Source organism: Pseudoduganella umbonata (assembly GCF_014192225.1).
GTDB lineage: Bacteria > Pseudomonadota > Gammaproteobacteria > Burkholderiales > Burkholderiaceae_D > Rugamonas > Rugamonas umbonata.
Genome location: NZ_JACHXS010000014.1, coordinates 1 through 25,496 on the forward strand (window position 1 = coordinate 1; position 25,496 = coordinate 25,496).

Here is a 25,496-nt window from a genome sequence, read left to right on the forward strand (position 1 = left end):
TCTTCATGATGACGCCTCCCTCGATATCGTGGCTTGTTGACACTTCCACTTTGGCACATCGATGCCGTTTCGGAGGGGGCGTCCATCCCATTGCCAATGAAAACGGGCCGGTAATCAACCGGCCCGTTGGGGAAACATGCTGGCCTTTCGGCAGTGTCAGCGCTTTGGCGTCACGGAATACACTTCCATGCCCGCTTCGTTGATCTGGCGGCGCAGGTCGCGCCGTTCGTCGGGCGTCATGCGGCTCATGCGGCGCGACATTTCGGCGTTGCTGGCACTTTCCTGCATCATCCGGCGCTGTTCTTCGGCGCGGGCTTCGAAGGCCCGCGAATCGGCCGCGCCGCCCCAGCGGCTGTCGCGGCGCGGTTGCTGCTGTTGCTGCTGCTGTTCATCGCGGCGCGGTGGGCCGTCGTTCGGGCCGGCATGGACAATCGCCGGCACTGCGCCGCACAGCGTGACAAAAACAAACGCCGCCAGCGACGCGATCGCGGCGCGCGCGCGCTGCGCGTCTGCCCTGCTCCGATCGTGTGCCTGCTGGTTCATGCGATGTCCTTGTTGGTGTCTGGTAACCTGTACCCGATGGACGAAGTGTATGCCCCTTTACCCATACGTATAAGGGTGATTGGGTAAAGTTTGTAACACTTTGTAATGGGTACGCCCGTGCGCGCCGCACAGCGCGTTAAGACGTTACCATAGCGACATGCTTCTGACAATTCCGACAGCAATATGATGACATCGACCGACACCGGCAACAACGGCACCTCTTCTTCTTCCACCGCTTCGCACGGTGGCCACCAGGCCAAGATCATGGTCGTGGATGACGACGTTCGCCTGCGCGACCTGCTGCGCCGCTACCTCACCGAACAGGGTTTCAATGTGTTCACGGCGGAAAACGCCACCGCGATGAACAAGCTGTGGCTGCGCGAGCGCTACGACCTGCTGGTGCTGGACCTGATGCTGCCGGGCGAGGACGGCCTGTCGATCTGCCGCCGCCTGCGCGGCGCCGGCGACCAGACGCCGATCATCATGCTGACCGCGAAGGGCGAGGACGTGGACCGCATCGTCGGCCTCGAGATGGGTGCGGACGACTACCTGCCGAAGCCGTTCAACCCGCGCGAACTGGTGGCCCGCATCGGCGCAGTGCTGCGCCGCAAGGCGCCCGATGAAATCCCGGGCGCGCCGTCGGAAACCCCGCAAACCTTCGAATTCGGCCAGTTCGTGCTGGACCTGGGCACCCGCACGCTGAAGAAGAACGGTGAAACGGTACCGCTGACGACCGGCGAATTCTCGGTACTGAAAGTGTTTGCCCGGCATGCGCGCCAGCCGCTATCCCGCGAGAAGCTGATGGAACTGGCGCGCGGGCGCGAGTACGAAGTCTTCGACCGCTCGCTGGACGTGCAGATCTCGCGCCTGCGCAAGCTGATCGAGCCGGATCCGTCCAGCCCCCTGTACATCCAGACCGTATGGGGCCTGGGCTATGTGTTCATCCCGGAGGGACAGCCGCGCTGATGCGTGCCGTCCGATGAGGTTCCGTAATATAAGTCTGGCCCGCCTGAAGAGCGGGCTGTTCTGGCGTACCTTCCTGCTGCTCGGCGTGCTGACGACGCTGTCGATGGCGTCGTGGACCGGCATGATCAGCTGGGTCCAGCGCGGGCCGCAGGCGCAGCAACTGGCCGCGCAGGTGATCTCGGTCGTCACCATCACGCGCGCGGCGCTGACCCACTCCGCCCCCGAACTGCGCACCGAACTGCTGTTCGAACTCGTGTCGAACGAAGGCATCCGCGTATTCCTGCTGGAAGAAAACGACGAAGTCGACCCGCCGCCGGACATCGCCCTGATGCCCGACATCGAACGGCTCGTCAAGGCCAAGCTGGGCAAGTCCACCCGCTTCTCGGCGCGCGTCAACGGCATGCGCGGCTTCTGGGTCAGCTTCTACATCGGCGAAGACCAGTACTGGCTGATGCTCGAGCGCGAACGCATTCCATGGCTGACAGGCATCCAGTGGCTCGGCTGGGCGGCCGTCGTGTCGCTGGTTTCCCTGCTGGGCGCAGCCGCGATTTCCAGTCTCGTCAACGCGCCGCTGCGCCGCCTGACCGCCGCGTTCCGCGCCATCGCGCAGGGCCGCCGCCCGGAGCCGCTGCCGGAAAAAGGGCCGCAGGAAATCCGCCAGGCCAACCGCAGCTTCAACCAGATGGTCGACGACTTGCAGCAGGTGGAATCGGACCGCGCGGTGATCCTGGCCGGCATCTCGCACGACCTGCGCACGCCGCTGACGCGGATGCAGCTGGAAGTGGAAATGGCCGACCTGTCGGCGGATGCGCGCGACGGCATGAAGTCCGACCTGGCGCAGATGGATGCGATCATCGCCCAGTTCCTCGATTACGCGAAACCGACCGAGGCTTCCACCTTCGTGCCGCTGGACGTGACGGCCATGCTGGAAGAAGTGGCACATGAAGTGTCGCGCCTGCCGGACGTGAAAGTCACTACCGACATCACCTGCCCGGCCCAGGTCATGGGCAATGGTACCGACCTGAAACGGGTGTTCCACAACCTGATCGAGAATGCGCGCCGCTATGGCAAGACGCCCGGCACGGACATGGCCGAGATCGACATCCGCTGCTCCGTCAAGGGCATGCATACCGCGAAACGGGTGGTGATCGACGTCGAGGACCATGGCGTGGGCGTGCCGGAAGAGCGGATGGCCGAGCTGCTGAAACCGTTCACCCGGCTCGACGAGGCGCGCAGCCAGGCCAACGGCGCCGGCCTGGGCCTGGCCATCGTCGAGCGCGTGCTGCAACGGCACGATGCGGAGCTCAACCTCAGCAATCGCGAAGGTGGCGGCCTGTCGATCCAGATCACGCTGGAAGCAGTCTAGCGAAGTCCATCCGTTCCTGCTCCTGACAGGAGCTGTCAGCCTCCGCGCCTACCATTGGCACCGTGCCCACGCGCGGACGGCTGGCGCCAAAAAAGTTTCAGCGGTTTGTCGATCTGGCGTTTCGCCGTTCGTCGTGGGAGTATGGAAACGCAGTTCGTGTTCCCTGAAACCACCATGAAGGAGATAGGCCATGAGCGAAGTCGAAAAAATCCCTGCCGGCATGCCGACCGTGACGCCGCACCTCGTCTGCCGCAACGCCGCGGACGCGATCGAGTTCTACAGGAAGGCGTTCGGCACCGTCGAGCTGGTGCGGATGCCGGTGCCCGACGACAGCGGCAAGCTGATGCACGCAATGATCCAGTTCGGCGATACGAAAATCATGCTTGTCGACGAATTTCCCGACTATGGCAGCTTCGGCCCGCAGGACCTGCCGGCTTCCCCGGTGACGCTGCATTGCTACGTCGAGGATGTCGATGCCGCGTACCAGCGCGCGGTCGACGCCGGCGCCACGGCCAAGATGCCGCCGGCCGACATGTTCTGGGGCGACCGTTACGGCGTGCTGCGCGACCCGTTCGGCCACAGCTGGTCGCTGGCCACGCACATCCGCGACGTGCCGCCCGAGGAAGCCATCGAAGCGTCGAAGACGGCAATGGACTGCCCTGAACTGCGCCAATAACCAGCGCGACAAGGAGACACCGCCATGCGATTCATGATCATCGTCAAAGCATCCGCCGACAGCGAAGCGGGCAGGATGCCCTCCACCGCATTGCTCGAAGCCATGGGCAAATACAACGAAGAACTGGTCAACGCCGGCGTAATGCTGGCCGGAGAAGGCCTGCATCCCAGCTCGAAAGGCGTGCGCATCCGCTATCACGGCAAGGAGCGCACCGTGATCGACGGCCCGTTCGCCGAGACCAAGGAACTGATTGCGGGATTCTGGCTGATTCAGGTAAAGTCGCGCGAGGAAGCCATCGAGTGGCTCAAGCGCGCCCCGATGGAAGACGGCGATGAAGTCGAGATCCGCCAGGTCTTCGAGGCGGAAGACTTCGGCGCCGACTTCACGCCGGAACTGCGCGAACAGGAGGAACGGCTGCGCGAGCGCATCTCCGCAAGCCCTGCCTGAATTTCACACCGCGACGAGGAGAACGGGATGCATTTCATGGTGATACGGCGCGCCGACGCCGGTTCCGAAAGCAGCGCTTTTCCCCCTGCACCGCTGGCGGAGGCCATACCGGCCGGCCGCTGGCTGCATCCCGGTTCGGAGGCCGCGCGGCTGCATCGCGCCGGCGGCGCATGGCGCGTCGAGCACGGCCCGTTTCCGGCTGGCGAGCTGGCGGCCGGCTTCGCGATCATCGACGTGCCGTCGAAGGAAGCGGCCATTGCCTGGGCTTCGCAGTGGCCCACGGCCGATGCGGAAGGCGGCGCGATACTGGAAGTGCGCGAAACCGGCTGCTCCGGCGGCTGCCATGGCATCGACACGCAATCGCCGCCGCACCTGACGTCGTATGCTGTATTGCTGCGCTCGAGCCCCGCCCTCGAGGCCGACGACATGCCGCCGGCCGAAGTCATCGCCCTGATGAACGCGCGCAATGCCCGGGATGCCCAGGCCGGCGTGCTGCTGGCCGGCGACGGGCTGAAACCCACCGCGAAAGGCGCGCGGGTCAAGTTCAAGGGCGGCCGGCCATCGGTCGTCGACGGCCCGTTCACCGAAATCAAGGAACTCATCGCCGGCTTCTGGCTGATCCAGGCCGCCTCGCGCGACGAAGCGATCGCCTGGGTGAAAAGCTACCCGTTCCCGTGGCCCGAGGTGACGCTGGAACTGCGTGCCGTGGCTTGCCCGCCCGCCTGCCCCGCCGCGCATTGAACGACAGGGTCCATCGCACCGTCGAGGCGGTGTGGCGCATCGAGTCGGCGAAGATCATCGCCGCCCTGGCACGCATGCTGCGCGACGTCGGCCTGGCCGAGGAAATGGCGCAGGAAGCGCTGGTCGCCGCGCTGGAAACGTGGCCGGCGAGTTTTCCCGGCACCGGCACGCCGGACAATCCCGCCGCATGGCTGATGGCCACGGCGAAGAACCGCGCGCTCGACCACCTGCGCCACCGCAAGCTGGTGCAGGAGCGGGAACCGGAGCTTGCCTACGAGATCGAAAGCCTGCTGGAGGACGCCGCGCACAATGCGGAACAGGCGCTGGACCGCGCGCTGGACGACCGCATCGGCGACGACCTGCTGCGCCTCGTCTTCATTGCCTGCCATCCGGTGCTGCCCACCGAAGGCCGCGTGGCACTCACGCTGCGGCTGCTGGGCGGCCTGACGACCGATGAAATCGCCCGCGCCTTCCTGGTGCCGGAGCCCACGGTGGCGCAGCGCATCGTGCGCGCCAAGCGCACGCTGCTCGAAGCCCGCGTGCCGTTCGAGGTACCGGCCGAACACGAGCTGGTACAGCGGCTGTCTTCCGTCCTGCAGGTGATCTACCTGATCTATAACGAAGGTTATTCGGCCAGCGCCGGCACCGACTGGATGCGCCCCGCGCTGTGCGACGAGGCCCTGCGCCTGGGCCGCATCCTGGCCGGGCTCATGCCGGGCGAGCCGGAAGTGCACGGGCTGGTGGCGCTGATGGAAATCCAGTCTTCGCGCGCCCGTGCCCGCATCGCGGCGGACGGCGCGCCGGTACTGCTGCTGGACCAGGACCGCGCGCGCTGGGACCAGTTGCTGATCCGCCGTGGCCTTGCCGCGCTGGAGCGCGCCGGCCAGCTCGGCAAGAGCCTGGGACCGTACGGGCTGCAGGCCGCGATCGCCGCCTGCCATGCGCGTGCCCGCAGGGCGGCGGATACCGACTGGGAACGCATCGCCGCGCTGTACGACGGCCTGGCGCAGCTGGCGCCATCGCCGGTGGTGGAATTGAACCGGGCCGTGGCACTGGCGATGGCGTTCGGCCCCGCCGCCGGGCTGGAAGTGGCCGATACGCTGGTCGGCGAGCCGGCGCTGCGCCACTATCACCTGCTGCCCAGCGTGCGCGGCGATTTCCTGTTCAAGCTGGGCCGGCTGGACGAAGCGCGCGCCGAGTTCCTGCGCGCCGCCGAACTGACGCAGAACGAACGCGAACGCACCCTGCTGCTGTCACGCGCGGCAGCCTGCCCGTCGCTGCCGGGATGACCGGATGCACGGATGGGCGAGATTTCGGGATGTTGGGGATGTTGGGGATGTCGGGTCACCCGATGGCGGAATGTCGGGCTGACGGGATGAAGGACTAGGGCATGTCGCGGGTACCCTCGGTGCGCGTGCGCAGATAGCGCGGCAGGCTGTCCGCCAGCTTTATCCAGGGCAAGTGGCTTTGCATATAGGTATGATCGCCGGGCGGCACCACCTCCGGGTCGTCCAGGCTGGCGGTGGTCACATCGAGTTCTCCCGGCCAGCGTGCGTCCTCGAACGTGACCTGGGTGCCGCAGCCGGCGCAGAAGCCTCGGCGCACGCCGGGACTGGACGCATAGTACGCCAGCATGCCCGCCGTGAAACGCAGGCCGGTGCGCGGCACCGAGAACCACGCCACGCAGGGTGCCCCGCTGGAGCGGCGGCACATCGTGCAGTGGCACAGCGTACTGTTGAACGGTACGGCCGTGACCAGGTAGCGCACGGCACCGCAGAAGCAGCCTCCCTGGTGCATTCCCCTCTCCTTGCCGGCCTGTTTCAGCCTTGCTCGAGCAGCTTGGTCAGCAGCAGCTCGGTGGACCCGTAGCCGTACAGGGAATCGCTTTCCAGGCCCGCGGTTTCATACGGTACCGATACTTCGCGCTCCGGCTTGGCCGGGTCGTCGGCATACGTGGCCTGCCAGGCGCGTTTCAGCGCATCCGAACGGCGGATGAAGACCGGCACCGGCCAGTCGTTGCGCTCGAAGTTGTCGGCTTCGCCGAGCACTGGCCAGCGGCCGTTGGCCAGCGCCATGTCGCCGGTGCGGATGGCCTTGACGGCATCGCCCGCCTTCAGGCCCTGCACATCGGCCAGCGTGGGCATCGTGGCACGTTTCGGTCCGAACAGATAGGCCAGCATGATCTTCCCCTGGGGCGACATGCGGGCAACGAGCCCGGCCGCGTAGCCGCCGTTAATCAGCGGTACGGCGAACCAGCTTCCTTCGTGATACGGCTGCTTCATTCGATTCTCATTATGTGGACTGCCTTACATGTTCTCGTCGTAGCGGTACTGGGCCGCGATCGGGCCGGCCTTGAACAGCGCATCGCGCAGTTCCTTGTCCAGCTTCGGGTCGCGCCGGCGCACCCATTCGACCAGCATGGCCACGTGCTTGCGCACGCTGTCGCGCTGGCTGGCCAGCACCAGTTTCAGTTCGGGATCGGTACACGCCGCGCAACGCTGGTTCGCCATGTCCAACGCACCAAGCCGGTCGATCAGCGAGGTCAATGCGCGATGCATGTCGAGCACCTGGGCATCCAGGCTCTCGCGGTTTTCAACGACGTGTTCCTGCGTCATGGCGCCCTCCTGTCGGCGTGGCATGGAAAGCCGGTATTGTGCTTCGGAGTCCATGTTTCCACAAGTATAACAATGGCCCGGGACGGATGGCGCACGACATTGCATTCGGATGTGATAAGCTTCCGGCTTCGCTAGGGGTCCTGGACAGGTTTGCATGTTCCGGGTGAGAGATACCCTTCGTACCTGATCTGGATAATGCCAGCGAAGGAAAGCGCAACGCAGTGCTCGTCACTCTCCCCTTCCTCTTCCCGGGTGTGCTCCCTCGCTGGTTCGATAACGAACGAGAACGAGAATTAGAGCACATCGATGAACAAGACCACTTTCGCCGTATCCGCCGCCGCGCTGGCCATCGCACAGGCCTTCCCCGCATTTGCACAGCAGGCCGCGGCGGGTACCAATGAGCCCACGATGACGGAAGTCGTCATCACCGCGGCGCGCGGGACCGCCGAAAGCGCGTCCGTCGCCGGCTTCTCGGAACGGCCGCTGCTGCAGACGCCGGCCTCGGTCAGCGTCGTCACGCGCGAGCAGATGCAGGCGCTGAACATCCGTTCCACCACGGATGCGGCACGCTACGACGCCAGTATCAGCGACGCCTACAACGCGGTCGGCTACGCCGAACAGTTCTCGATCCGCGGCTTCAAGCTGGACAATGCCAGCAGCTACCGCAAGGATGGCCTGGCGATTTCGGCGGACACGCAGATCCCGCTGGAGAACAAGGAAAACATCCAGGTACAGAAAGGGCTGGCGGGCCTGACGGCCGGCGTGGCGGCGCCGGGCGGCATCGTCGAATACACCACGAAGCGGCCGACCAACGGCACGCTGCGTTCGGTCCTGTTCGGGGTCAGCGAACGGGGCACCGTCTACGGCGCGGTGGACCTGGGCGGCCGCTTCGAGGACCGGCGCTTCGGCTACCGCGTCAACGTGGCGGGCGAGCGGCTGCGCTCGTACGTCGACGGCGCGGATGGCCGCCGCAGCTTCGTGTCCGGCGCATTCGACTGGCAGATTTCGCCGCAGGCACTGTTGCAGGTCGACGCCGACTACCAGAAGAAATCCCAGGTCTCGGCGCCCGGCTTCCAGCTGATCAACAACGTGTCGCTGCCGGTCGTGGATGCCGACACGCTGCTGAACGACCAGCCCTGGAGCTACCCGGTGGCCACGGAAAGCATGAACTTCGGCGCGCGCTTCCAGTACCAGCTGGCGCAGGACTGGAAAGTCGAGCTGAAAGCGAACCGCCACGTGTTCAAGCGCGACGACTACACCGCATTCCCGTACGGCTGCTCGGCCCAGGAACTGTATCCGGGCTTCTGCGCCAACGGCGACTATGACGTGTACGACTACCGCAGCCTGGGCGAACAGAAGAAGCCGCTGGCCGCGCAGGCCATGCTGCAGGGACGCTTTGCCACCGGCGCGCTGTCGCACGAGCTGTCGACCGGCTTCGCCTACTACGGCAACAAGGAAAGCTGGGGCGAGGACGTCTATGAATATGCCGGCACCAGCAACATCTACCGCCCGGTGGTGGTACCGCCGCGCAGCGACCTGGAGACCGGCCCGGCATCCGTGCAGCGCAAGGACAACGAACGCGCCCTGTTCGTGCAGGACATCGTCGGCCTTACCAGCGGGCTGACGCTGCATGCCGGCGCGCGCTACGTGAAGCTGAAGCGCGACGAAGCGGGCGTGGCGCCGAGCAGCGCCAACTTCTGGCTGCCGAACGTGGCGCTGGTGTACAGCCCGCGCAGCAACGTGTCGCTGTATGCGACGTACGCGCGCGGCCTGCAGCACGGCGGCATCGCGCCGCTGCAGACGGTGAATGAGAATCGCGCGCTGGCTCCGTCGAAGTCGAAGCAGGTCGAACTGGGCGCCAAGGCCCTGGTCGGCAGCATCAGCTATACCGCCGCGCTGTTCCAGATCGAGAAAGGCCTGGAATACATCGATGCCGCCAATACCTTCGTGCGCAACGGCGAGGCGCAGCATCGCGGCGTCGAATTCGCGGCGCAGGGCAAGGCGACGCGCGAACTGACCGTGGGCGCCTCGCTGGCCGCATTGAGCACGAGGCAGGACGGCACCGGCCAGGCCATCTACGACGGCAAGCGCGTGACCAACGTGCCGGCCATCCGTTCCACCGTGTTCGCCGAATATGCGCTATCGGCGGCGTTCAAGGTGAACGGCGACTGGCAGTTCGCCGGCAAGAAGGCGTTCGATGAAGAGAACCGGGTATTCGTGCCGAAGTACCACCTGCTGAACGTCGGCACTTCCTATGTCACGCGCGTGAACGGCATGCCGCTGATGCTGCGCGCCCAGGTGCGCAATGCGCTCGACAAGTTCTACTGGCGCGACGTGACGCCGGACCTGGGCGGCTACCTGATGCCCGGGCTGGGCCGCACGTTCCACGTGTCGGCGCAGCTCGATTTCTGATCCGGCGAATCAGGAGCCCAGCACTTCCTCCACCTGCCGCAGGCGCTGTGCCAGCGGCCCGTGGATGCGCACGTGCGCGATCGCGCGTGCGGCCAGTTCCTCGGCCAGCAGCGCGTGGACGGCGGCGCTCTGGTCCTCCGGCTCGCGCTGCAGGCCATCGGCCTTCCATGGCATGTCGGGTGCGCAGACCAGCGTGACGTCGTAGCGGCGCGACGCCGCCAGTGCAGCGAGGCGCGGATCGATGCGGCCGAAGTAATGGCGGCTGTACACGGCCGTCATCAGCGGCGTGGTGTCGCAAAACAAAAAGCGGCCGGCACGCGCCATCGCGAGTTCCTCGCGCGCGGCCTGCGTTTCGGCGATATGCAACTGATCGGCCTCGACCGGCACGCGCTGGTGCAGGTCGACGAACTCGCGCAGGTATTCCGGCACCCACACGTCCCGATAGCGCTCGGCCAGCGCCTGGGCCAGCGTCGTCTTGCCCGACGAGGCGCTGCCGACGATCGCGATGCGCATCGCCCTCACCGCAGCACCATCGCTTCGCTGGCCGGCTCCTTGCCCGATTCGTCGGCCTGCATCGACTTGCGCCATGCCAGCAGGCCGATCGCCGCCATCACCACGAACAGGCCGTACAGTACGGCCGTCAACATCAGGCCCTTGTGCACGTACAGCCCCACGTACAGCACGTCGACGATGATCCATACGTGCCAGTTCTCCAGCTTCTTGCGGGACAGCAGCAACTGGCCCACCAGGCTGCCGGCGGTCAGGAAACCGTCCGCGAACGGCACGTCGGTATCGGTAAACGTCTTCAGGAACCAGGCCAGCGCGATGAAGCCGGCGATCCAGCCCAGCGCAGCCACCGCCCTGCCCTGCCAGGACAGCTGCGTGACCGGCAGGCGCGCATGCGTGTCGTCGCCATGCAGCCATTGGTACCAGCCCCAGAACGATACCGTGATGAACACCAGCTGCAGCCCCATGTCGCCATACAGCTTCGACTGGAAGAACACCACGCCGTACAGCGCGGATGACAGGATCGCGAACAGCCAGGCCCAGTGCTTCTGGCGGATGTTCAGCCACACGGTGGCAATCGACAGGACAAAGGACAGCAGTTCGAGCGGCGTGGTGGACAGGCCGGGGAGGATATTGAGGGTTTCGTTCATGAGGCAGCGCTCTGGAGGACTGCGGATTATGCCATGGCGGCGGGATGCGGCACAGCGTGGCCGCCGCTGCGGCGCCAATGCCCGGCAACCGTGCACAATTCTCACCAATTATTGCATATTGTTAATATCGCCGGCTTGCCGAATAATGGCGTACTACCACATCCCCCTGTCCCGCCATGCTGCGCACCCTGCCCCTCCTTCTCGCCGCACCCGCCTTGCCCGCCATCGCGCAGGCGCCCGCCGCACCGATCCCCATCGAGTCATTCGTCAAGCAGGAACAGTTTTCCCAGCCGCGCCTGTCGCCCGACGGAAAGCACCTCGCCGTCACGGTGCGCATGCCGATCGGCGCACGCGACGTGCCGACGATGACGTTCTACAGCCTGCCGGACCTGAAGATCGAAAGCGTGGTGCGGCTGCCGGCGTTCCAGGTACCGCTTGGCTACTACTGGGTCAGCAACACCCGCCTCGTCGTGCGCAAGGGGCATGAACAGGGCTCGCGCGAGATCCCCACATCTTACGGCGAAGTCCTGGCGATGGAATACGACGGCAAGAAGCAGGAATACCTGTACGGCTACGACCGGTTCCAGAACTCGGCGCGCACCAGCGGCTACCAGGACGATTATGGCTACGCCTACGTCTCGGACATCCCGGCCGAACGCAATGGCCGCGTCTTCCTGTCCGCTTACCTGTGGGACGCCGATTTCAGCGAATTGCTCGAGATCGACACGGTCAAGGGCAAGCGCCGCTCGGTCGCGCGCGTGCCCCATTCTCGCTTCAATTTCTACGTGCAGAACGATGGCCAGCCGCGGTTTGCTGTCGGCAGTGACGACAACGCGCAATTCGCTTTGTTGCGGCGCGAAGGCGACAGCGGCAAATGGACCCGCGTTCCGCAGGAAAAAACCGGCACGCTGCTCGATCCTTTTGCGTTCTCGGCGGACGATCGCGAGTTCATGGCATGGCACTCCGAGCGCGGTGGACCGCAAGTACTGGTGCGCGAGAACCTTGCCACGGGCGCCCGGCACGTGGTCGCCTCGCACGCCGACGGCTCCGTCAGCGATGCCATGTTCGGCAGCCGCCGTTACCTGCCGATCGCCGCCTTTACGTCCGTCGGCAAGCCGGAGGTCCGCTATGTGGAGCCGGACAGCCATGCCGACGTGGCCTTGCACAAGCAGCTGGCCGCACAGTTCCCTGGCGACGTCGTGCGTTTCCTCGACGTCACCCAGGATGGTGGCAAGGTGCTGTTCGTCGTTCGCAGCGACCGCGATCCGGGAACATATTACCTGTTCGACCGCAAGAACGGCCGCGCAGACATGCTGTTTGCCGCCATGGAATCGCTCGAACCCGACCAGATGGCCGAACGCAAGCCGGTTTCCTTCAAGGCGCGCGACGGCCTGCAGCTGCATGGCTACCTGACGGTGCCGCGCCAGCCGGCTGCCGGCAAGCTGCCGCTGGTGCTGATTCCGCATGGCGGCCCGCACGGACCCTACGACAGCTGGTACTTCGACACCGACGCGCAATTCCTTGCCAGCCGCGGCTACGCGGTCCTGCAGGTGAACTTCCGTGGTTCGGGCGGCCGCGGCGAGACGTTCGAGGCCGCCGGTTACCGTCAATGGCACGGCAAAATCATGGACGACCTGGTCGATGGCGTGCGCTGGGCGGTCGGCAATGCCGGCGTCGACAGCAACCGGATGTGCGTCTTCGGCGCCAGCTTCGGCGGCTATGCGGCAATGACACTGGCGTCGCGCGAGCCGGGCCTGTTCAAGTGCGCCGTCGGCTACGCCGGCGCCTACGATCTGAAGCTGCTGCTCGAAGGCGACGACGTCAAGCGCTCGAAGACGTTTACCAGCTACTGGCGACGGTACATCGGTGACGACGTCAAGGAACTGGACCGTATCTCTCCCGCCCTGCATGCGGACACGATCAAGGCGCCCGTGCTGCTCATTCATGGCGGCAAGGACAAGATTACGCCCAAGGAACACGCCTTCCGCATGCGCGATGCGCTGGCGAAGGCCGGCCGGCCGCCCGAGTGGTATTACGTGGACTATGAATGGCACGGCTTCTACGACACCGAGAACCAGGTCGAGGTGTACCGCAGGCTGGAAACCTTCCTGGCGAAACACCTGCGCAGGTAAGCCGGGGTAGACTGCGGGTTCGCCCACAGGAGGAAGCATGCCGCACGATCTCGACCGCTTCATCGCCGCGCAGGATCGCATCTATGGCGACGTGCTGCGCGAGTTGCGCGCCGGGCGCAAGTCGAGCCACTGGATGTGGTTCATCTTCCCGCAGCTGAAGGACCTGGGCCGCTCGGACACGAGCCGCTTCTACGGCATCGCCACGCTCGACGAGGCGCGCGCCTATCTCGATCATGCGGTGCTGGGCGCGCGGCTGCGCGAATGCACCCGGCTCGTCAATGACCATGCCGGCACGCCGATCGATACGATCCTGGGCCATGTCGATGCCTTGAAGTTCCGTTCGTCGATGACGCTGTTCGCCTCGGCCCGGCCCGGCGAAGACCTGTTCACCGGAGCGCTGGCAGCCTTCTACGAAGGCCAGCCCGACCGGGCCACGCTTGCCCTGCTGGCCGGGTGACGTGCTGTCATGTTGCCAGGCGCCGCCGGCCCCTGCGCGCGGCGACCGCCACGATCGCACAACCCAGCAGCATCGCATGGCAGCTTCTCTCGTGGTTGAACCCGATCATGGTCACCCACCAGTATAGGGAGCCATCCCGAAAGGTCCAGCCGCGGGCAATGTCGGGCCCCATGCGAAACAGGCCGCCGTTCCTGCGAGCGGCGGCCTGTCCGGGACCAGGTACCGAAGGAATTACTTCTTCGGATACTTGATCGTCATTTCCTTCAGCAGGTTGTCGGCACCGTCGACTTCCTTCATCACCCACAGCATGTAGCGCACGTCGAGGTGGATGGCGCGCGTGATGGCGGTGTCGAAGTACCAGTCCTTCGTGATCGACTCATAGGTGGAATCGAAGTTCAGGCCAATCAGTTCGCCGCGCTTGTTGACGATCGCCGAACCGGAATTGCCGCCGGTGGTATCGGCGCTGGACAGGAAGTTCACCGGCACGGTCCCCAGCACCGGGTCCTTGAACTGGCCATAGCGCTTCGCCTTGACCGCGTCCAGCAGTGCCTTGGGCGCATCGAACGGATCCTTGCCCGTATGCTTCTCGACGATGCCTTCCACCGTGGTGAACGGCCCCTTGGTGATGCCATCCTTCGGCGAATACGCATCGACGGTGCCGTAGGTCACGCGCAGGGTCGAGTTGGCGTCCGGGTAGACCGGCTTGCCCTGCGATTTCTTCCACGCGATCACGGCGCTCATGTACTGCGGAATCACCTTTTCCAGGTTGCCTTCCGATTCCTTCGAGCGGTCTTCCAGCGCCAGTGCGAAGGCATGCATCTTCACGGCCAGCTGCATGAACGGATCGGCGGATTTCTCCAGCGTGGCGGCGTCGGCGTCCAGCAGCGCCAGGCGCGTCTTCGTATCGCCCAGCGCCGACTTCCGGTACAGCGCCGGCACGTCGGCCACCGACGGCAGCAGCGCATCGAGGCCCTGGGGATGGAACGCGGCCGGCAGCTTGGCATAGCGTTGCAGGCCTGCCGCGAAACGCGCCTCGTCGACGCTGCCCACGTACGACTGTTCCAGGCGCGTCAGGCGTGCCTTGATCATGGCCAGGTCGCGGTCCTGGTAGCCGGATTCGCGCTCGGCATCGGGCTTTTTGCGCTCCAGCGCCAGGCGGTACAGCGTGCGGGCGCTCTTGAACAGGTCGGAGTTGGTGGCGACGTTCCAGCCGAACGTCTGCTGTTCCAGCGCCATGTCGGCGGCGATGGCCGCGTCCAGGTCGGACAACATCGACCCGGAAACGCCGGCCTGCCTGCCGTACCACGCCCGGAACTCGGCATCCTGCCCATCCTTGATGGCGGCCAGGTCCTTGCGCGCGAAGCCGTCCAGCAGGCCCTGCGTCTTCTTCATGCGGTTGTTGATCGACTTGACGACCGACGCGTAGCGCACTTCGTCGTTCTTGCTGCTCTTCGTGGCGGCGGCGATGGTATCCAGGTCGGCCTGGTATTCGGCCACCGTCGCTGGATAGCTCACATCGCGTGCAAAACGGATCTCCGCCGGCAGCTTGTAGCGGCTGGTGCGGCCGGGGTAGCCGGCCAGCAGGATCGGATCGCCGGCCTTCAGGCCTTCGGCGGACACCACCAGGAAGTCCTTCGACTTGTACGGCACGTTGTCCGGCGACGGATCGGCGGGGCGGCCATCCTTGCCCACGTAGGCGCGCAGGAACGAGTAGTCGCCGGTATGGCGCGGCCACTCGTAGTTGTCGATATCGCCGCCGTAGTTGCCCACCATGTCCGCCGGTGCGTAGACCAGGCGCACGTCGCGGATCATCATCTGGCGGATGCGGTAGTACTCCAGGCCGCGGTGGAACGCGGGCACCGAGCAGCGGTAGGATTTATCCGTCTCGCATTCGGCGGTCAACGCCTTGATGCGGCTGGCGATCGCCTCGTGGCGCGCCTTGCCGCCCACGTTGTCCAGCCCTTTCAGCACGCGCTCCGTCACGTTCTCGACCTTCTCGGTCACGTACACCAGCGCGTTCGGACCGCCCGGCAATTCCTCGGCGCGCGTCTTCGCCAGGAAGCCGTTGACGATATAGTTCTTCTCCGCCGTGGAGTTGCGCTGGATCGAGCCATAGGCGCAGTGGTGGTTGGTGACCACCAGGCCGTCCGGCGACACGAACGACGCCGAGCAGCCGCCGAGCGACACGATGGCGCTCATCGGGTGCTTCGTCAGGTCGGCGATCCGCTCGGCCGGAATCTGGATGCCGATGCGCTTCAGTTCCGATTTCAGTTGCGGCAGCTGGTGGGGTTGCCACTGGCCTTCGTCGCCGTGTGCGGTACCGAAGGCGGCCAGCAAAGTGGCCGGCAGGACTAGTTTTTTGAACAAGATATGTTCCCCTGGGGTTGATAAAAAGCCGGGGAAGTATAGGAAAAAATCGGCGGCGTGGGGGAAAAAACCGGTGTCCGACACTATTCCCCGGTAAACCGCCCGGGAAATAATGTCCGACACCAGCGGCGTCGGCCCGCGCTGGTGTCGGACACCCGCAGGGTGTCGGACACCGGTTTTCGCCTGCACCGGACCATCATGGCACGTGCCAGCCACCTCCCAATGACTGTATTAACGCGACCGCGGTGGTCTGCCGGTCGGCCTGCGCCTGGATCAGCGCGCGCCGGGCCGACAGCGCGGTAACCTGCGCGCTGACCACTTCGGTGTAATTCACCTGCCCGGCGCGATAGCGGTTCTCCATCTGCTGCTCGACCTGGTCGGCGGCCTCCGAGGCCTGGCGCCGCAGTTCCTGCTGCTGCGCCAGTGCGCGGGTAGCGGCCAGCTGGTCTTCCACGTCGGCGAACGCGTCGAGCACCGTCTGCCGGTAGCGGGCGATGGCGGCGTCGCGCGCGGCTTTGGTCTGCTCGACACGGGCGGCGATGGCGCCGGCGTCGAAGATCGTCTGCGCGGCCGACAGGCCGAGCGACCACAGGCTGTTCGATGCGCTGAACAGGCCGCCCACCTGGCTGTTGCCATAACCATAAGAAGCCGACAGGTTCAGCGACGGGAAGTATGCCGCGCGGGCGATGCCGATGTTTTCATTCGCGGCGGCCACATCGCGCTCGGCGGCGGCAATGTCCGGCCGGCGCTGCAGCAGGGTCGACGGCACGCCCAGCGGCACCTCCGGCACGGCGATGCGCCACGACGCCGGCGCCAGTGCGAATTCAGCCGGCGCCTTACCCAGCAGGACGGCGATCGCATGCTCGTACACGGCGCGCTGGCGAACCACCGTCAGCAGGTCGGCACGCGCGTTGAACAGCTGCGTCTGCGCCTGCAGCAGGTCGGAGCGTGCCGTCACGCCGGCGTTCACCCGGTTCTGCGTAATCTGCAGCACGCGCTCGTAACCGGCGATCGTCGTCTCGAGGATCTGTTTTTCCACGTCGGCCTGGCGCAGGCCGATGTAGTTGGCCACCAGCTCGCCCTGGGCGGACAGCCGCGCCGCGGCGAGATCGGCGGCGCTGGCCTGGGCGCTGGCCTGCGCACCCGTCACGCCGGCGCGCAGGCTGCCCCAGATATCCGGCTCCCAGCTGCCGCCGATGTCCACACGGTAGTTGTTCGATGCCTGCGACGCCCCGCCGCCACCGGAACGCGAGCCCGATCCGTTCAGCGCCACGCTGGGGAACAGCGACGCGCGCTGCTCGGCAACGACGGCGCGTGCCTGCGCGTACTGCGCGGCGGCCAGCGCCACGTTCTGGTTGTTCACCTCGACCGACGCGGCCAGTTCGTTCAGCACCGGGTCGCCGAACAGCATCCACCACGGACCGCGCTCCAGCGCATCGGCAGGCGCCGCCGGCGTCCAGCCCTCGGCTTCCTTGAACGTGGCCGGCGCCGCGGCGGCCGGCACCTCGTACTTCGGGCCGACGGCGCAACCGCACAGCACGGCGGCGAGGGAAATGGCGGTCAGGCGAAAAATCATGGGTGTCTTCATGTTGTCAAAGGCTCGTCGCCGCCAGCGGCGCGGCTCAGGTTGCGTTCTTCGGGATTGCGCGTGCGCAGCTTGTCGAGCAGGATATAGACGACCGGCGTCGTCAGCAGCGTCAGCAACTGGCTGGCGATCAGGCCGCCGATGATGGCGATGCCCAGCGGCTGGCGCAGCTCGGAGCCCTCGCCGAAACCGATCGCCAGCGGCAGTGCGCCCAGCGCCGCGGCCAGCGTCGTCATCAGGATCGGGCGGAAGCGCAGCAGGCAGGCCTCGCGCACCGCCTCGATGGCCGGGATGCCGCGCGCCCGCTCCGCTTCCAGCGCGAAGTCGATGATCAGGATCGCGTTCTTCTTGACGATGCCGATCAGCAGGAACACGCCGATCAGCGCGATGATGGAAAACTCCATGCGGAACAGCAGCAATGCCAGCACGGCGCCCACGCCGGCCGACGGCAGCGTGGACAGCACCGTGATCGGGTGCACAAGGCTTTCGTACAGGATGCCCAGCACGATGTAGATGACGATGATGGCGGCCAGGATCAGCAATGGCTGCTGGTTGTTCGATTCCTCCGCCTGTTTCGCCTGGCCCTCGAAGCTGCCGCGCACATTGTTCGGCATCGCGATCTCGGCCTCGGCCTGCTTCACCGCTTCCTGCGCCTGGCTCAGCGTGAAGCCGTCGGCCAGGTTGAACGAGATCGTCGTCGCCAGTTCGCCATCCTGGTGGTTGACGGAAGTGGGCGTCGCGCTTTCGGCGAACGAGGCGATGCCGGACAGCGGCACCATCGCCGAGCGCGCGGTCGACAATGCCGAACCGGTCGACGTATCGCGCTGGCCCTGCGCGTTATTGGCCGATGCGTTGGTGCCGCCGGAAGTCGCGGAAGTGTCGGTGCCGGTGCCGGTGCCGGTGCCAGTCTCCACCGTCTCCGCGGCCCTGGCCGGCACGTATACGTCGCGCAGCGCCTCGGGACTTTGCGCGTACTCGGGCGCCACTTCCATCACCACCTTGTACTGGTTCAGCTCATCGTAGATGGTGGCCACCTGCCGCTGGCCGAACGCGTTGTACAGCGAATTGGTCACGTCGCGCACGCTCATGCCGAAACGCGCCGTGGTTTCCTTGTCGATCGTGACGAAGGTCTCGACGCCGTTATCCTGCTGGTCGGTATCGACATCCGTCATTTCCGGCTGGTTCTTCATCGCGTCGGCCAGTTTCGTCGCCCAGTTCTTCAGGTCTGCCCGGTTATCGCTCTTCAGCGTGTACTGGTAGGTGGAATTGCTGGAACGCCCGCCCATGCGCAGGTCCTGCACGGGGTTCAGGAACAGCTGCACGCCGGTCACTTTCGCCAGCTGCGGGCGCAGCCGGTCGATCACGGCCTGCCCCGCCACGTCGCGCTCGCCGGCCGGCTTCAGGTTGACGAACATGAAGCCGCCGCCGGCACGCGACCCGCCGGTGAAGCCCACCACGGTATCGACGGCCGGATCCTTGCGGATGATCTCCACCAGTTGCCGCAGCTTCTGCTGCATCGCCTGGAACGAGATGCTCTGGTCGGCGCGGATGCCGCCGTTGACCTGCCCCGTGTCCTGCCGCGGGAAGAAGCCCTTCGGCGCGGCCGCGAACAGGTACACGTTCAGCGCCACCACGAAGGCCAGGATCAGCATCACCAGCCACACGCTGTGCAGCGCCCAGTCCAGCGCGTGCGCATAGACGCGCTGCATCCAGCTGAAAGCGGCTTCGAACGCGCGCGAGACGCGGCCCGGCGGCTTGCGGTCCTTCTCGGCCTTCAGCAGCCATGCGCACATCATCGGCGTCGTCGTCAGCGAGATCACCAGCGAGATCATCACGGCGGCCGACAGCGTCACGGCGAATTCGCGGAACAGCCGGCCGACCTGCCCGCCCATGAAGAGCAGCGGAATGAAGACCGCCACCAGCGACAGGCTGATCGACAGCACGGTGAAGCCGACCTCGCGCGCGCCGACCAGCGCCGCCTTGAACCGGTCCATGCCGTTCTCGACGTGGCGCGCGGTATTCTCCAGCACCACGATCGCATCGTCGACGACGAAGCCGGTGGCCACCGTCAGCGCCATCAGCGACAGGTTGTTCAGCGAGAAGCCCAGCATGTACATCACGCCGAAGGTGCCCAGCAGGGACACCACCGTGGCGATGGCGGGGATGATGGTGGCACGCACGCTGCGCAGGAAGGCGCTGACCACGAGCACCACCAGCACCACGGACAGGATCAGCGTGAACTCGACTTCGTGCAGCGACGAACGGATCGAGGTGGTACTGTCCGATGCGACGGATACGGTGATGTCCTGCGGCAGCTGGGCGCGCAGTTGCGGCAGCAGCGCGCGCACGCTGTCCACCGTCTCGATGATGTTGGCGCCCGGCTGGCGGGTGATCAGCACGATCACGGCCGGCTTACCGTTGAACAGGCCGAGGGTATTCTTGTTTTCCGGGCCATCCTCGACGGTGGCCACGTCGCGCAGGCGGATCGCCGCGTTGTTGCGCCATGCGACCACCAGGTCGCGGTAGTCCGCTGCGGTGCGCCCGCCCGTTTCGGTGCCGGGCGCCGAATAGATCTGCAGCCGCCGGCCTTCGCTTTCGATGGCGCCGCGCGGCCGGTTCGCGTTGGTGGCCTGGATCGCCGCACGCACGTCCTCAGTCGACACGCCGTACTGGTTCAGCGCGAACGGCAGCAGTTCGATGCGCACCGCAGGCAGCGAACCGCCGCCGATCTCCACGTCGCCCACGCCCTTCACCTGCGCCAGCTTCTGCTGCACGATGTTCGACACGGCCTCGTAGATCTGCCCCGGCCGGCGCGTCGGCGACGTCAGCGCCAGGATGATCACGGGCGAATCCGAAGGATTCATCTTGCGGTAGGTCGGGTTGCTCTTCAGCGTGGCCGGCAGGTCGGCGCGCGAGGCATTGATGGCCGCCTGCACTTCGCGGGCGGCCGCATCGATCTTGCGGTTCAGGTCGAACTGCAGGTTGATGCGGGTCGACCCGGATGACGAGTTCGAGGTCATCTCGTTGACACCGGCGATCACGCCCAGCCTGCGTTCGAGCGGCGTGGCCACGCTGCTGGCCATCGTGTCCGGGCTGGCGCCCGGCAGGTTGGCCGACACGGAAATGGCCGGGAAATCGACCTGCGGCAGCGGCGAAACCGGCAGCACGAAGAACGCGGCAATGCCGGCCAGCGCCAGGCCGATCGTCAGCAGGACGGTGGCGATCGGGCGCCGGACGAACGGTTCGGACAGGTTCACGATGCCGCTCCGCCAGGATTCTGGTCGCCCGCGGACAAGCCGGGCTTCCTGCCGAAGCGCTGGCCAAGGCGATCGAAAGCCAGATAGATCACCGGCGTGGTGTACAGCGTCAGCAACTGGCTCAGCAGCAGGCCGCCGAAGATGGCCAGGCCCAGCGGCCGGCGCAGCTCGGCGCCCTCGCCCCAGCCGAACATCAGCGGCACGGCGGCGAACAGCGCGGCCAGCGTCGTCATCAGGATCGGGCGGAAGCGCAGCAGCGCGGCCTGGTGGATTGCCTCGCGCGGGCTGCGGCCGTCATCCCGTTCGGCCTCGATCGCGAAGTCGATCATCATGATCGCATTCTTCTTGACGATGCCGATCAGCAGGATGATGCCGATAATGCCGATCACGCCCAGGTCCTGGCCGGACACCATCAGCGCCAGCAGCGCGCCCACGCCGGCCGACGGCAGCGTCGACAGGATCGTCAGCGGGTGGATATAGCTTTCGTACAGCACGCCCAGCACGATGTACACGCAGACCACGGCGGCCAGGATCAGCCACAGCTGGTTGGTCAGCGACGCCTGGTACGCACCGGCTGCGCCGAGGAACGTCATCGTCACCGAGCCGGGCAGGCCGATATCGGCGGCGGCCTCGCGGATCGCTTCCACGGCGCGGCCCAGCGACACGCCATCGGCGGTGTCGAAGCCCAGCGTGGTGGCCGGATACTGCGCCACGTGCGTGATCTGCAGCGGCGCCGGCTGCTCGGTGATCGTCGCCACGGCCGACAGCGGCGTGGGCTTGCCGCCGCCGGTACGGATCTGCAGGTCGCCCAGCGATTGCGGCGTCGACAGCATGCCCGGCGCCGCTTCGAGGATCACGCGATACTGGTTGGTTTCCGTGAAGATGGTCGACACGATGCGCTGGCCGAAGGCGCTGTACAGCGCGTCGTCGATGGCCGACGCGGTGATCGACAGCCGCGACGCGGTGTCGCGGTCGATGTTGATGTAGGCCGCGGCACCGGTAGCGCCGGCATCGGATACCACGTTGCGCAACTGTTCCTTTTTCGCCATCTGCACGGCCAGCTTGTTGGCCCATTCGGTCACGGTGGCCGTGTCGGCCCCTTCGATCGAGACGCGGAACTGCGTCGGACCGCTCTCGGCATCGATCGTCAGGTCCTGCGTCGGCTGCAGGTAGATACGCACGCCGGCCACTTCGGAGACACGCTCGCGCAGCCGGTTCATCAGGTCGGCCTGGTCGCCGCGGCCCTCTTTCAGGTTGATCAGCATGCGGCCCGTGTGCAGCATGGTGTTGTTGGCGGCGTCCACGCCGACGATGGAGCTGAGCGACTGCACCTCCGGATCCTGCAGGATCGCCGCGGCGGCCTGGCGCTGCAACTCGGCCATGCGGCTGTACGACACCGCCTGCGCCGTCTCGATGCGCGCCTGCAGCTGGCCCGTGTCCTGCGTGGGGAACAGGCCCTTGGGAATCAGCACGTACAGCACGGCCGTCAGGACCAGCGTGCCCAGCGCCACCAGCATGGTCAGGCCCTGGCGCAGTAGCACCCACTGCAGCGAGCGGTCGTAATGGTGGATCACCCAGTCGAAGAAATGCTGCACGCGGGCGCCGAAGCTTTTCGGATCGTCGTTCTTGTGCGACGTGAGCCAGCGCGCCGACATCATCGGCACCAGCGTCAGCGACACCACGGCCGAGATCAGGATGGTGATCGACAGCGTGACGGCGAACTCGCGAAACAGGCGCCCCACCACGTCGCCCATGAACAGCAGCGGGATCAGCACGGCGATCAGCGATACCGTCAGCGAGATGATGGTGAAGCCGATCTGCTTGGCGCCCTTCAGCGCGGCGGCCATCGGCGTTTCGCCTTCCTCGATGTAGCGGGCGATATTTTCGATCATGACGATCGCATCGTCGACCACGAAGCCGGTGGCGATCGTCAGCGCCATCAGCGACAGGTTGTTCAGGCTGTAGCCCATCAGGTACATCACGCCGCACGTGCCGATCAGCGAGATCGGCACCGCCAGGCTGGCGATCACCGTCGCGCGCACGCTGTGCAGGAACAGGAAGATCACCAGCACCACCAGGATGACGGCCAGCAGCAGTTCCAGCTGCACGTGGTGCACCGAACCGCGGATGCCGGTGGTGCGGTCGGACAGCACGTCCACCCGCAGCGCGCTCGGCAGCCCGGCCTGCAGTTCGGGCAGGCGCTGCTTGATCGCATCCACGGTGGCGATCACGTTGGCGCCGGGCTGGCGCTGCACGTTCAGGATGATCGCCGGTTTCATGTTGGCCCACGCACCGAGCTTGATGTTCTCGGCCGAGTCGACGACCCGCGCCACGTCGGCCAGCCGCACCGGCGCGCCGTTCTTGTAGGCGACGATCAGGCTTTTATAGTCGTTGGCGGTCAGCAGCTGGTCGTTGGCGTTGATCGTGAACGCGCGCGTGGGGCCGTCGAACGACCCCTTGGCGCTGTTCGAATTGGCATTGCCGATCGCCGTGCGCAGCGTGTCGAGGCCGAGTCCGTAGCTGGCCAGCGCCAGTGTATCGGCCTGGATGCGCACCGCGGGGCGCTGGCCGCCGGACAGGCTGACCAGGCCCACGCCCGACACCTGGCTGATCTTCAGGGCCAGGCGGGTATTGACGATATTCTGCACTTCCGTCAGCGGCATCGTGTCCGACGTGATGGCCAGGGTCAGCACCGGCGCATCGGCCGGGTTGACCTTGGCGTACACCGGCGGCGCCGGCAGGTCGGTGGGCAGCAGCGAGCTGCCCGCGTTGATGGCCGCCTGCACTTCCTGCTCGGCCACGTCGAGCGTCTGGCCCAGGCCGAACTGCAGGGTAATGATCGACACGCCGGCCGCGCTGTTCGAACTCATGCGCTGCAGGCCGGACATCTGGCCGAACTGGCGTTCCAGCGGTGCCGTCACGGTCTGCGCCATCACTTCCGGACTGGCACCCGGGTACAGCGTCTGCACCTGGATGGTGGGGAAATCGACCTGCGGCAGCGCCGACAGGGGCAGGAACTTGAAACCCACCAGGCCGGCCAGCATGATCGCCAGCATCAGCAGCGATGTCGCCACCGGCCGGCGGATGAATGGTGCCGATGGACTCATCGTGCGGCCGCCGGCTGTTCGCGGCGTTCAGCAGGGCGTTGGCCACCGCTCACGCCGGCCGCGGTATTGCTGCCGTCCGCGGCGCTCGGCGCACTGCGGCCGCCCTCTTCCGGCATCGAACGCTCGGGCGCCTCGCCCTGCGTGGCGCGGCGGCCCGTCATCTTCGCCGCATCGCTGCCCACCGCGCCCGGCGCCACGTCCGGCGTGCCGGCCGGGCGCGTGCCTGCCTGGCCGGCGGCGCCGCTCCCGGCCGCTCCCGGCTGGCCGCCCGCGCGCCGCTGTCCCCCATGCTGCTGTCCCGGCTTATCCCCCGGCAGCGTCACGTTCGCGCTTTCCTTCAGCCGGTCCGCGCCTTCGGTGATGACCTTCTCGCCGACCTGCAGGCCGGAGACGACCTGCACCTTGTCGACCGTGGCCTGGCCGCGCTTTACCGGACGCATCGTCACCGTGCGGTCGCTCTTCAGCACCCACACATAGTCACCGTCGGTGCCATGGCGCAGCGCCGTCACCGGCACCAGCACGGCATTGGCGATCGTGCGCATTTCCAGCCGCACGTTGACGAACTGGCTGGGGAACAGGGTCATCCTGTCGTTGTCGAAGCGGGCCTTGGCCATCACCGTGCCGGTGGATGTATCGACCTGGTTGTCCAGCGCGGCGAAGCGGCCGCTGGCCAGCACTTCGGTGCGGGTGCGATCATACGCCTGGGCGACCAGCGTGGCGCCGGTGGAGGCGCGGCTCATGATGTCCGGCACGCGGTCCTGCGGCACGGCGAATTCCACGTCGATCGGCGACTGCTGCGTGATCACGGCGATGCCGCTGGTGTCGCCGCTCGACACCAGGTTGCCGACGTCGACCACGCGCAGGCCCACCCGTCCGGTGATGGGCGCCACCACCTTCGTGTAGCCGAGATTGAGCTTTGCCGTGCCTTCGGCGGCGCGGTCCGTCATCACCGTGCCCTCCAGCTGTTTCACCAGGGCGGCCTGGGTGTCGACGTCCTGCCGGGCGATCGAATCCTGCGCCAGCAGCGTGCGGTAGCGCTCCAGCGTCAGGCGCGCGTTTTCCAGCTGCGCCTCGTCGCGCTGGCGCTGGCCGGTGGCCTGCAGCAGCGCCATTTCGAACTGGCGCGGGTCGATCTGCGCCAGCACCTGGCCCGCCTTCACCAGCTGGCCTTCCTTGAACAGCACTTTTTGCAGGATGCCCGAGACTTGCGGCCGCACCGTGGTGGTCGCGGCGGCCGTCACCGTGCCGAGCGCGTCGAGCGTGACGGGCAGGTTGGCCTGCTCGGCCGTTGCGACGCCGACGGTAGTCGCCATGCCACCGCGGCGGCCGCCCGGCCCGCCCGGACCACCCGGGCCGCCAGGCCCGCCCGGACCACCCATGCCTGGCCCGCCTGGCCCGCCCTCGGCGGGCCGGTGCGTCAGATACCACGCCAGCCAGCCCATGGCGACAATGGCGAGAATGGCAATGATGGTTCCGAGGATGCGGGTACGGCGGCGGGGTTTGTTCGGGGAGTTCGTGAGCGCTGCTGGCGAGGTCATCGCTGATCCTTGTGGCTGTTCAGTAGAGTAACTATGCTTATCAAATCGACTCTATCACAGCGAATTCTGCGGCTTGTTTCGGTTTGCGTACATTTACACGCTGAAACGATGGGATAAGGGAAGATGTACC

Annotated in this window: 20 protein-coding genes and 1 riboswitch; of the genes, 9 read left to right on the forward strand and 11 right to left on the reverse strand. The window is 66.3% G+C overall.

Going from position 1 to position 25,496, the window contains the following annotated elements:
- Positions 1–156: 156 nt before the first annotated feature.
- Positions 157–543, reverse strand: coding sequence for a hypothetical protein (locus FHS02_RS27570; RefSeq protein ID WP_229422634.1), 387 nt, complete (start codon positions 541–543; stop codon positions 157–159).
- 264 nt (positions 544–807) lie between these two features.
- Here FHS02_RS27570 and ompR point away from each other — a divergent pair, with 264 nt between their 5' ends.
- The 6 genes from ompR (at position 808) to FHS02_RS27600 (ending at position 6,028) form a co-directional block, all read left to right on the forward strand.
- On the forward strand, positions 808–1,509 hold the full coding sequence (gene ompR / locus FHS02_RS27575) for an osmolarity response regulator transcription factor OmpR (protein ID WP_229418989.1): 702 nt from the start codon (positions 808–810) through the stop codon (positions 1,507–1,509).
- Positions 1,510–1,522: 13 nt separating this feature from the next.
- Positions 1,523–2,875 (forward strand): ATP-binding protein, encoded by a 1,353-nt coding sequence (locus FHS02_RS27580; protein ID WP_229422637.1) that lies wholly within the window; start codon positions 1,523–1,525, stop codon positions 2,873–2,875.
- Between the two features lie 190 nt (positions 2,876–3,065).
- Positions 3,066–3,551, forward strand: coding sequence for a VOC family protein (locus FHS02_RS27585; RefSeq protein ID WP_137313895.1), 486 nt, complete (start codon positions 3,066–3,068; stop codon positions 3,549–3,551).
- 24 nt (positions 3,552–3,575) lie between these two features.
- Entirely contained in the window at positions 3,576–3,998 is a 423-nt protein-coding gene (locus FHS02_RS27590; protein ID WP_137313896.1) for a YciI family protein, read from the forward strand.
- Positions 3,999–4,025: 27 nt separating this feature from the next.
- Entirely contained in the window at positions 4,026–4,739 is a 714-nt protein-coding gene (locus tag FHS02_RS27595) for a YciI family protein (protein ID WP_137313897.1), read from the forward strand.
- Positions 4,736–6,028 (forward strand): RNA polymerase sigma factor, encoded by a 1,293-nt coding sequence (locus tag FHS02_RS27600; protein WP_229422639.1) that lies wholly within the window; start codon positions 4,736–4,738, stop codon positions 6,026–6,028. The genes FHS02_RS27595 and FHS02_RS27600 overlap by 4 nt, the downstream gene beginning before the upstream one ends.
- Positions 6,029–6,122: 94 nt before the next feature.
- Here the strand turns inward: FHS02_RS27600 and FHS02_RS27605 are convergent, their stop codons facing one another.
- From FHS02_RS27605 to FHS02_RS27615, 3 genes are read right to left on the reverse strand one after another with little or no spacing between them, the layout of a single operon-like run.
- Positions 6,123–6,536 carry a GFA family protein gene (locus FHS02_RS27605; RefSeq protein WP_137313898.1) on the reverse strand — a complete coding sequence of 138 codons (414 nt, stop codon included), beginning with the start codon at positions 6,534–6,536 and terminating at the stop codon, positions 6,123–6,125.
- A gap of 23 nt (positions 6,537–6,559) precedes the next feature.
- Entirely contained in the window at positions 6,560–7,021 is a 462-nt protein-coding gene (locus FHS02_RS27610; protein WP_137313899.1) for an Imm26 family immunity protein, read from the reverse strand.
- Positions 7,022–7,045: 24 nt separating this feature from the next.
- Positions 7,046–7,354, reverse strand: coding sequence for a ferritin family protein (locus tag FHS02_RS27615; RefSeq protein WP_137313900.1), 309 nt, complete (start codon positions 7,352–7,354; stop codon positions 7,046–7,048).
- A gap of 123 nt (positions 7,355–7,477) precedes the next feature.
- Positions 7,478–7,581, forward strand: a riboswitch (TPP riboswitch).
- A 79-nt stretch (positions 7,582–7,660) separates the two neighbouring features.
- On the opposite strand from FHS02_RS27615, the gene FHS02_RS27620 reads away from it, so the two are divergent.
- Positions 7,661–9,766: a TonB-dependent siderophore receptor gene (locus FHS02_RS27620; RefSeq protein ID WP_137313901.1), complete on the forward strand. Its 2,106-nt coding sequence runs from the start codon at positions 7,661–7,663 to the stop codon at positions 9,764–9,766.
- 9 nt (positions 9,767–9,775) lie between these two features.
- Here FHS02_RS27620 and FHS02_RS27625 read toward each other — a convergent pair whose 3' ends face one another.
- The gene (locus FHS02_RS27625) at positions 9,776–10,279 is read right to left on the reverse strand and encodes an AAA family ATPase (protein WP_137313902.1); all 504 of its coding nucleotides are present in this window, start codon (positions 10,277–10,279) and stop codon (positions 9,776–9,778) included.
- 5 nt (positions 10,280–10,284) lie between these two features.
- The gene (gene pnuC, locus FHS02_RS27630) at positions 10,285–10,923 is read right to left on the reverse strand and encodes a nicotinamide riboside transporter PnuC (protein WP_137313903.1); all 639 of its coding nucleotides are present in this window, start codon (positions 10,921–10,923) and stop codon (positions 10,285–10,287) included.
- Positions 10,924–11,099: 176 nt separating this feature from the next.
- On the opposite strand from pnuC, the gene FHS02_RS27635 reads away from it, so the two are divergent.
- A complete protein-coding gene (locus tag FHS02_RS27635; RefSeq protein WP_137313904.1) occupies positions 11,100–13,055 on the forward strand; it encodes an alpha/beta hydrolase family protein in 1,956 nt (651 codons plus the stop codon).
- 37 nt (positions 13,056–13,092) lie between these two features.
- Positions 13,093–13,512: a DUF1810 domain-containing protein gene (locus FHS02_RS27640; RefSeq protein WP_137313905.1), complete on the forward strand. Its 420-nt coding sequence runs from the start codon at positions 13,093–13,095 to the stop codon at positions 13,510–13,512.
- A gap of 231 nt (positions 13,513–13,743) precedes the next feature.
- Here the strand turns inward: FHS02_RS27640 and FHS02_RS27645 are convergent, their stop codons facing one another.
- The 5 genes from FHS02_RS27645 to FHS02_RS27665 all read right to left on the reverse strand — a co-directional run bounded on the left by FHS02_RS27645 (position 13,744) and on the right by FHS02_RS27665 (position 25,366).
- On the reverse strand, positions 13,744–15,879 hold the full coding sequence (locus tag FHS02_RS27645; RefSeq protein ID WP_137313906.1) for a S46 family peptidase: 2,136 nt from the start codon (positions 15,877–15,879) through the stop codon (positions 13,744–13,746).
- A gap of 196 nt (positions 15,880–16,075) precedes the next feature.
- Positions 16,076–17,455 (reverse strand): efflux transporter outer membrane subunit, encoded by a 1,380-nt coding sequence (locus FHS02_RS27650; RefSeq protein WP_229422641.1) that lies wholly within the window; start codon positions 17,453–17,455, stop codon positions 16,076–16,078.
- An 8-nt stretch (positions 17,456–17,463) separates the two neighbouring features.
- Positions 17,464–20,721, reverse strand: a complete 3,258-nt coding sequence (locus FHS02_RS27655; protein ID WP_137313908.1) for an efflux RND transporter permease subunit — start codon at positions 20,719–20,721, stop codon at positions 17,464–17,466.
- The gene (locus FHS02_RS27660) at positions 20,718–23,828 is read right to left on the reverse strand and encodes an efflux RND transporter permease subunit (RefSeq protein ID WP_137313909.1); all 3,111 of its coding nucleotides are present in this window, start codon (positions 23,826–23,828) and stop codon (positions 20,718–20,720) included. The genes FHS02_RS27655 and FHS02_RS27660 overlap by 4 nt, the downstream gene beginning before the upstream one ends.
- Positions 23,825–25,366 (reverse strand): efflux RND transporter periplasmic adaptor subunit, encoded by a 1,542-nt coding sequence (locus FHS02_RS27665; RefSeq protein ID WP_137313910.1) that lies wholly within the window; start codon positions 25,364–25,366, stop codon positions 23,825–23,827. The genes FHS02_RS27660 and FHS02_RS27665 overlap by 4 nt, the downstream gene beginning before the upstream one ends.
- Positions 25,367–25,496: the final 130 nt, after the last annotated feature.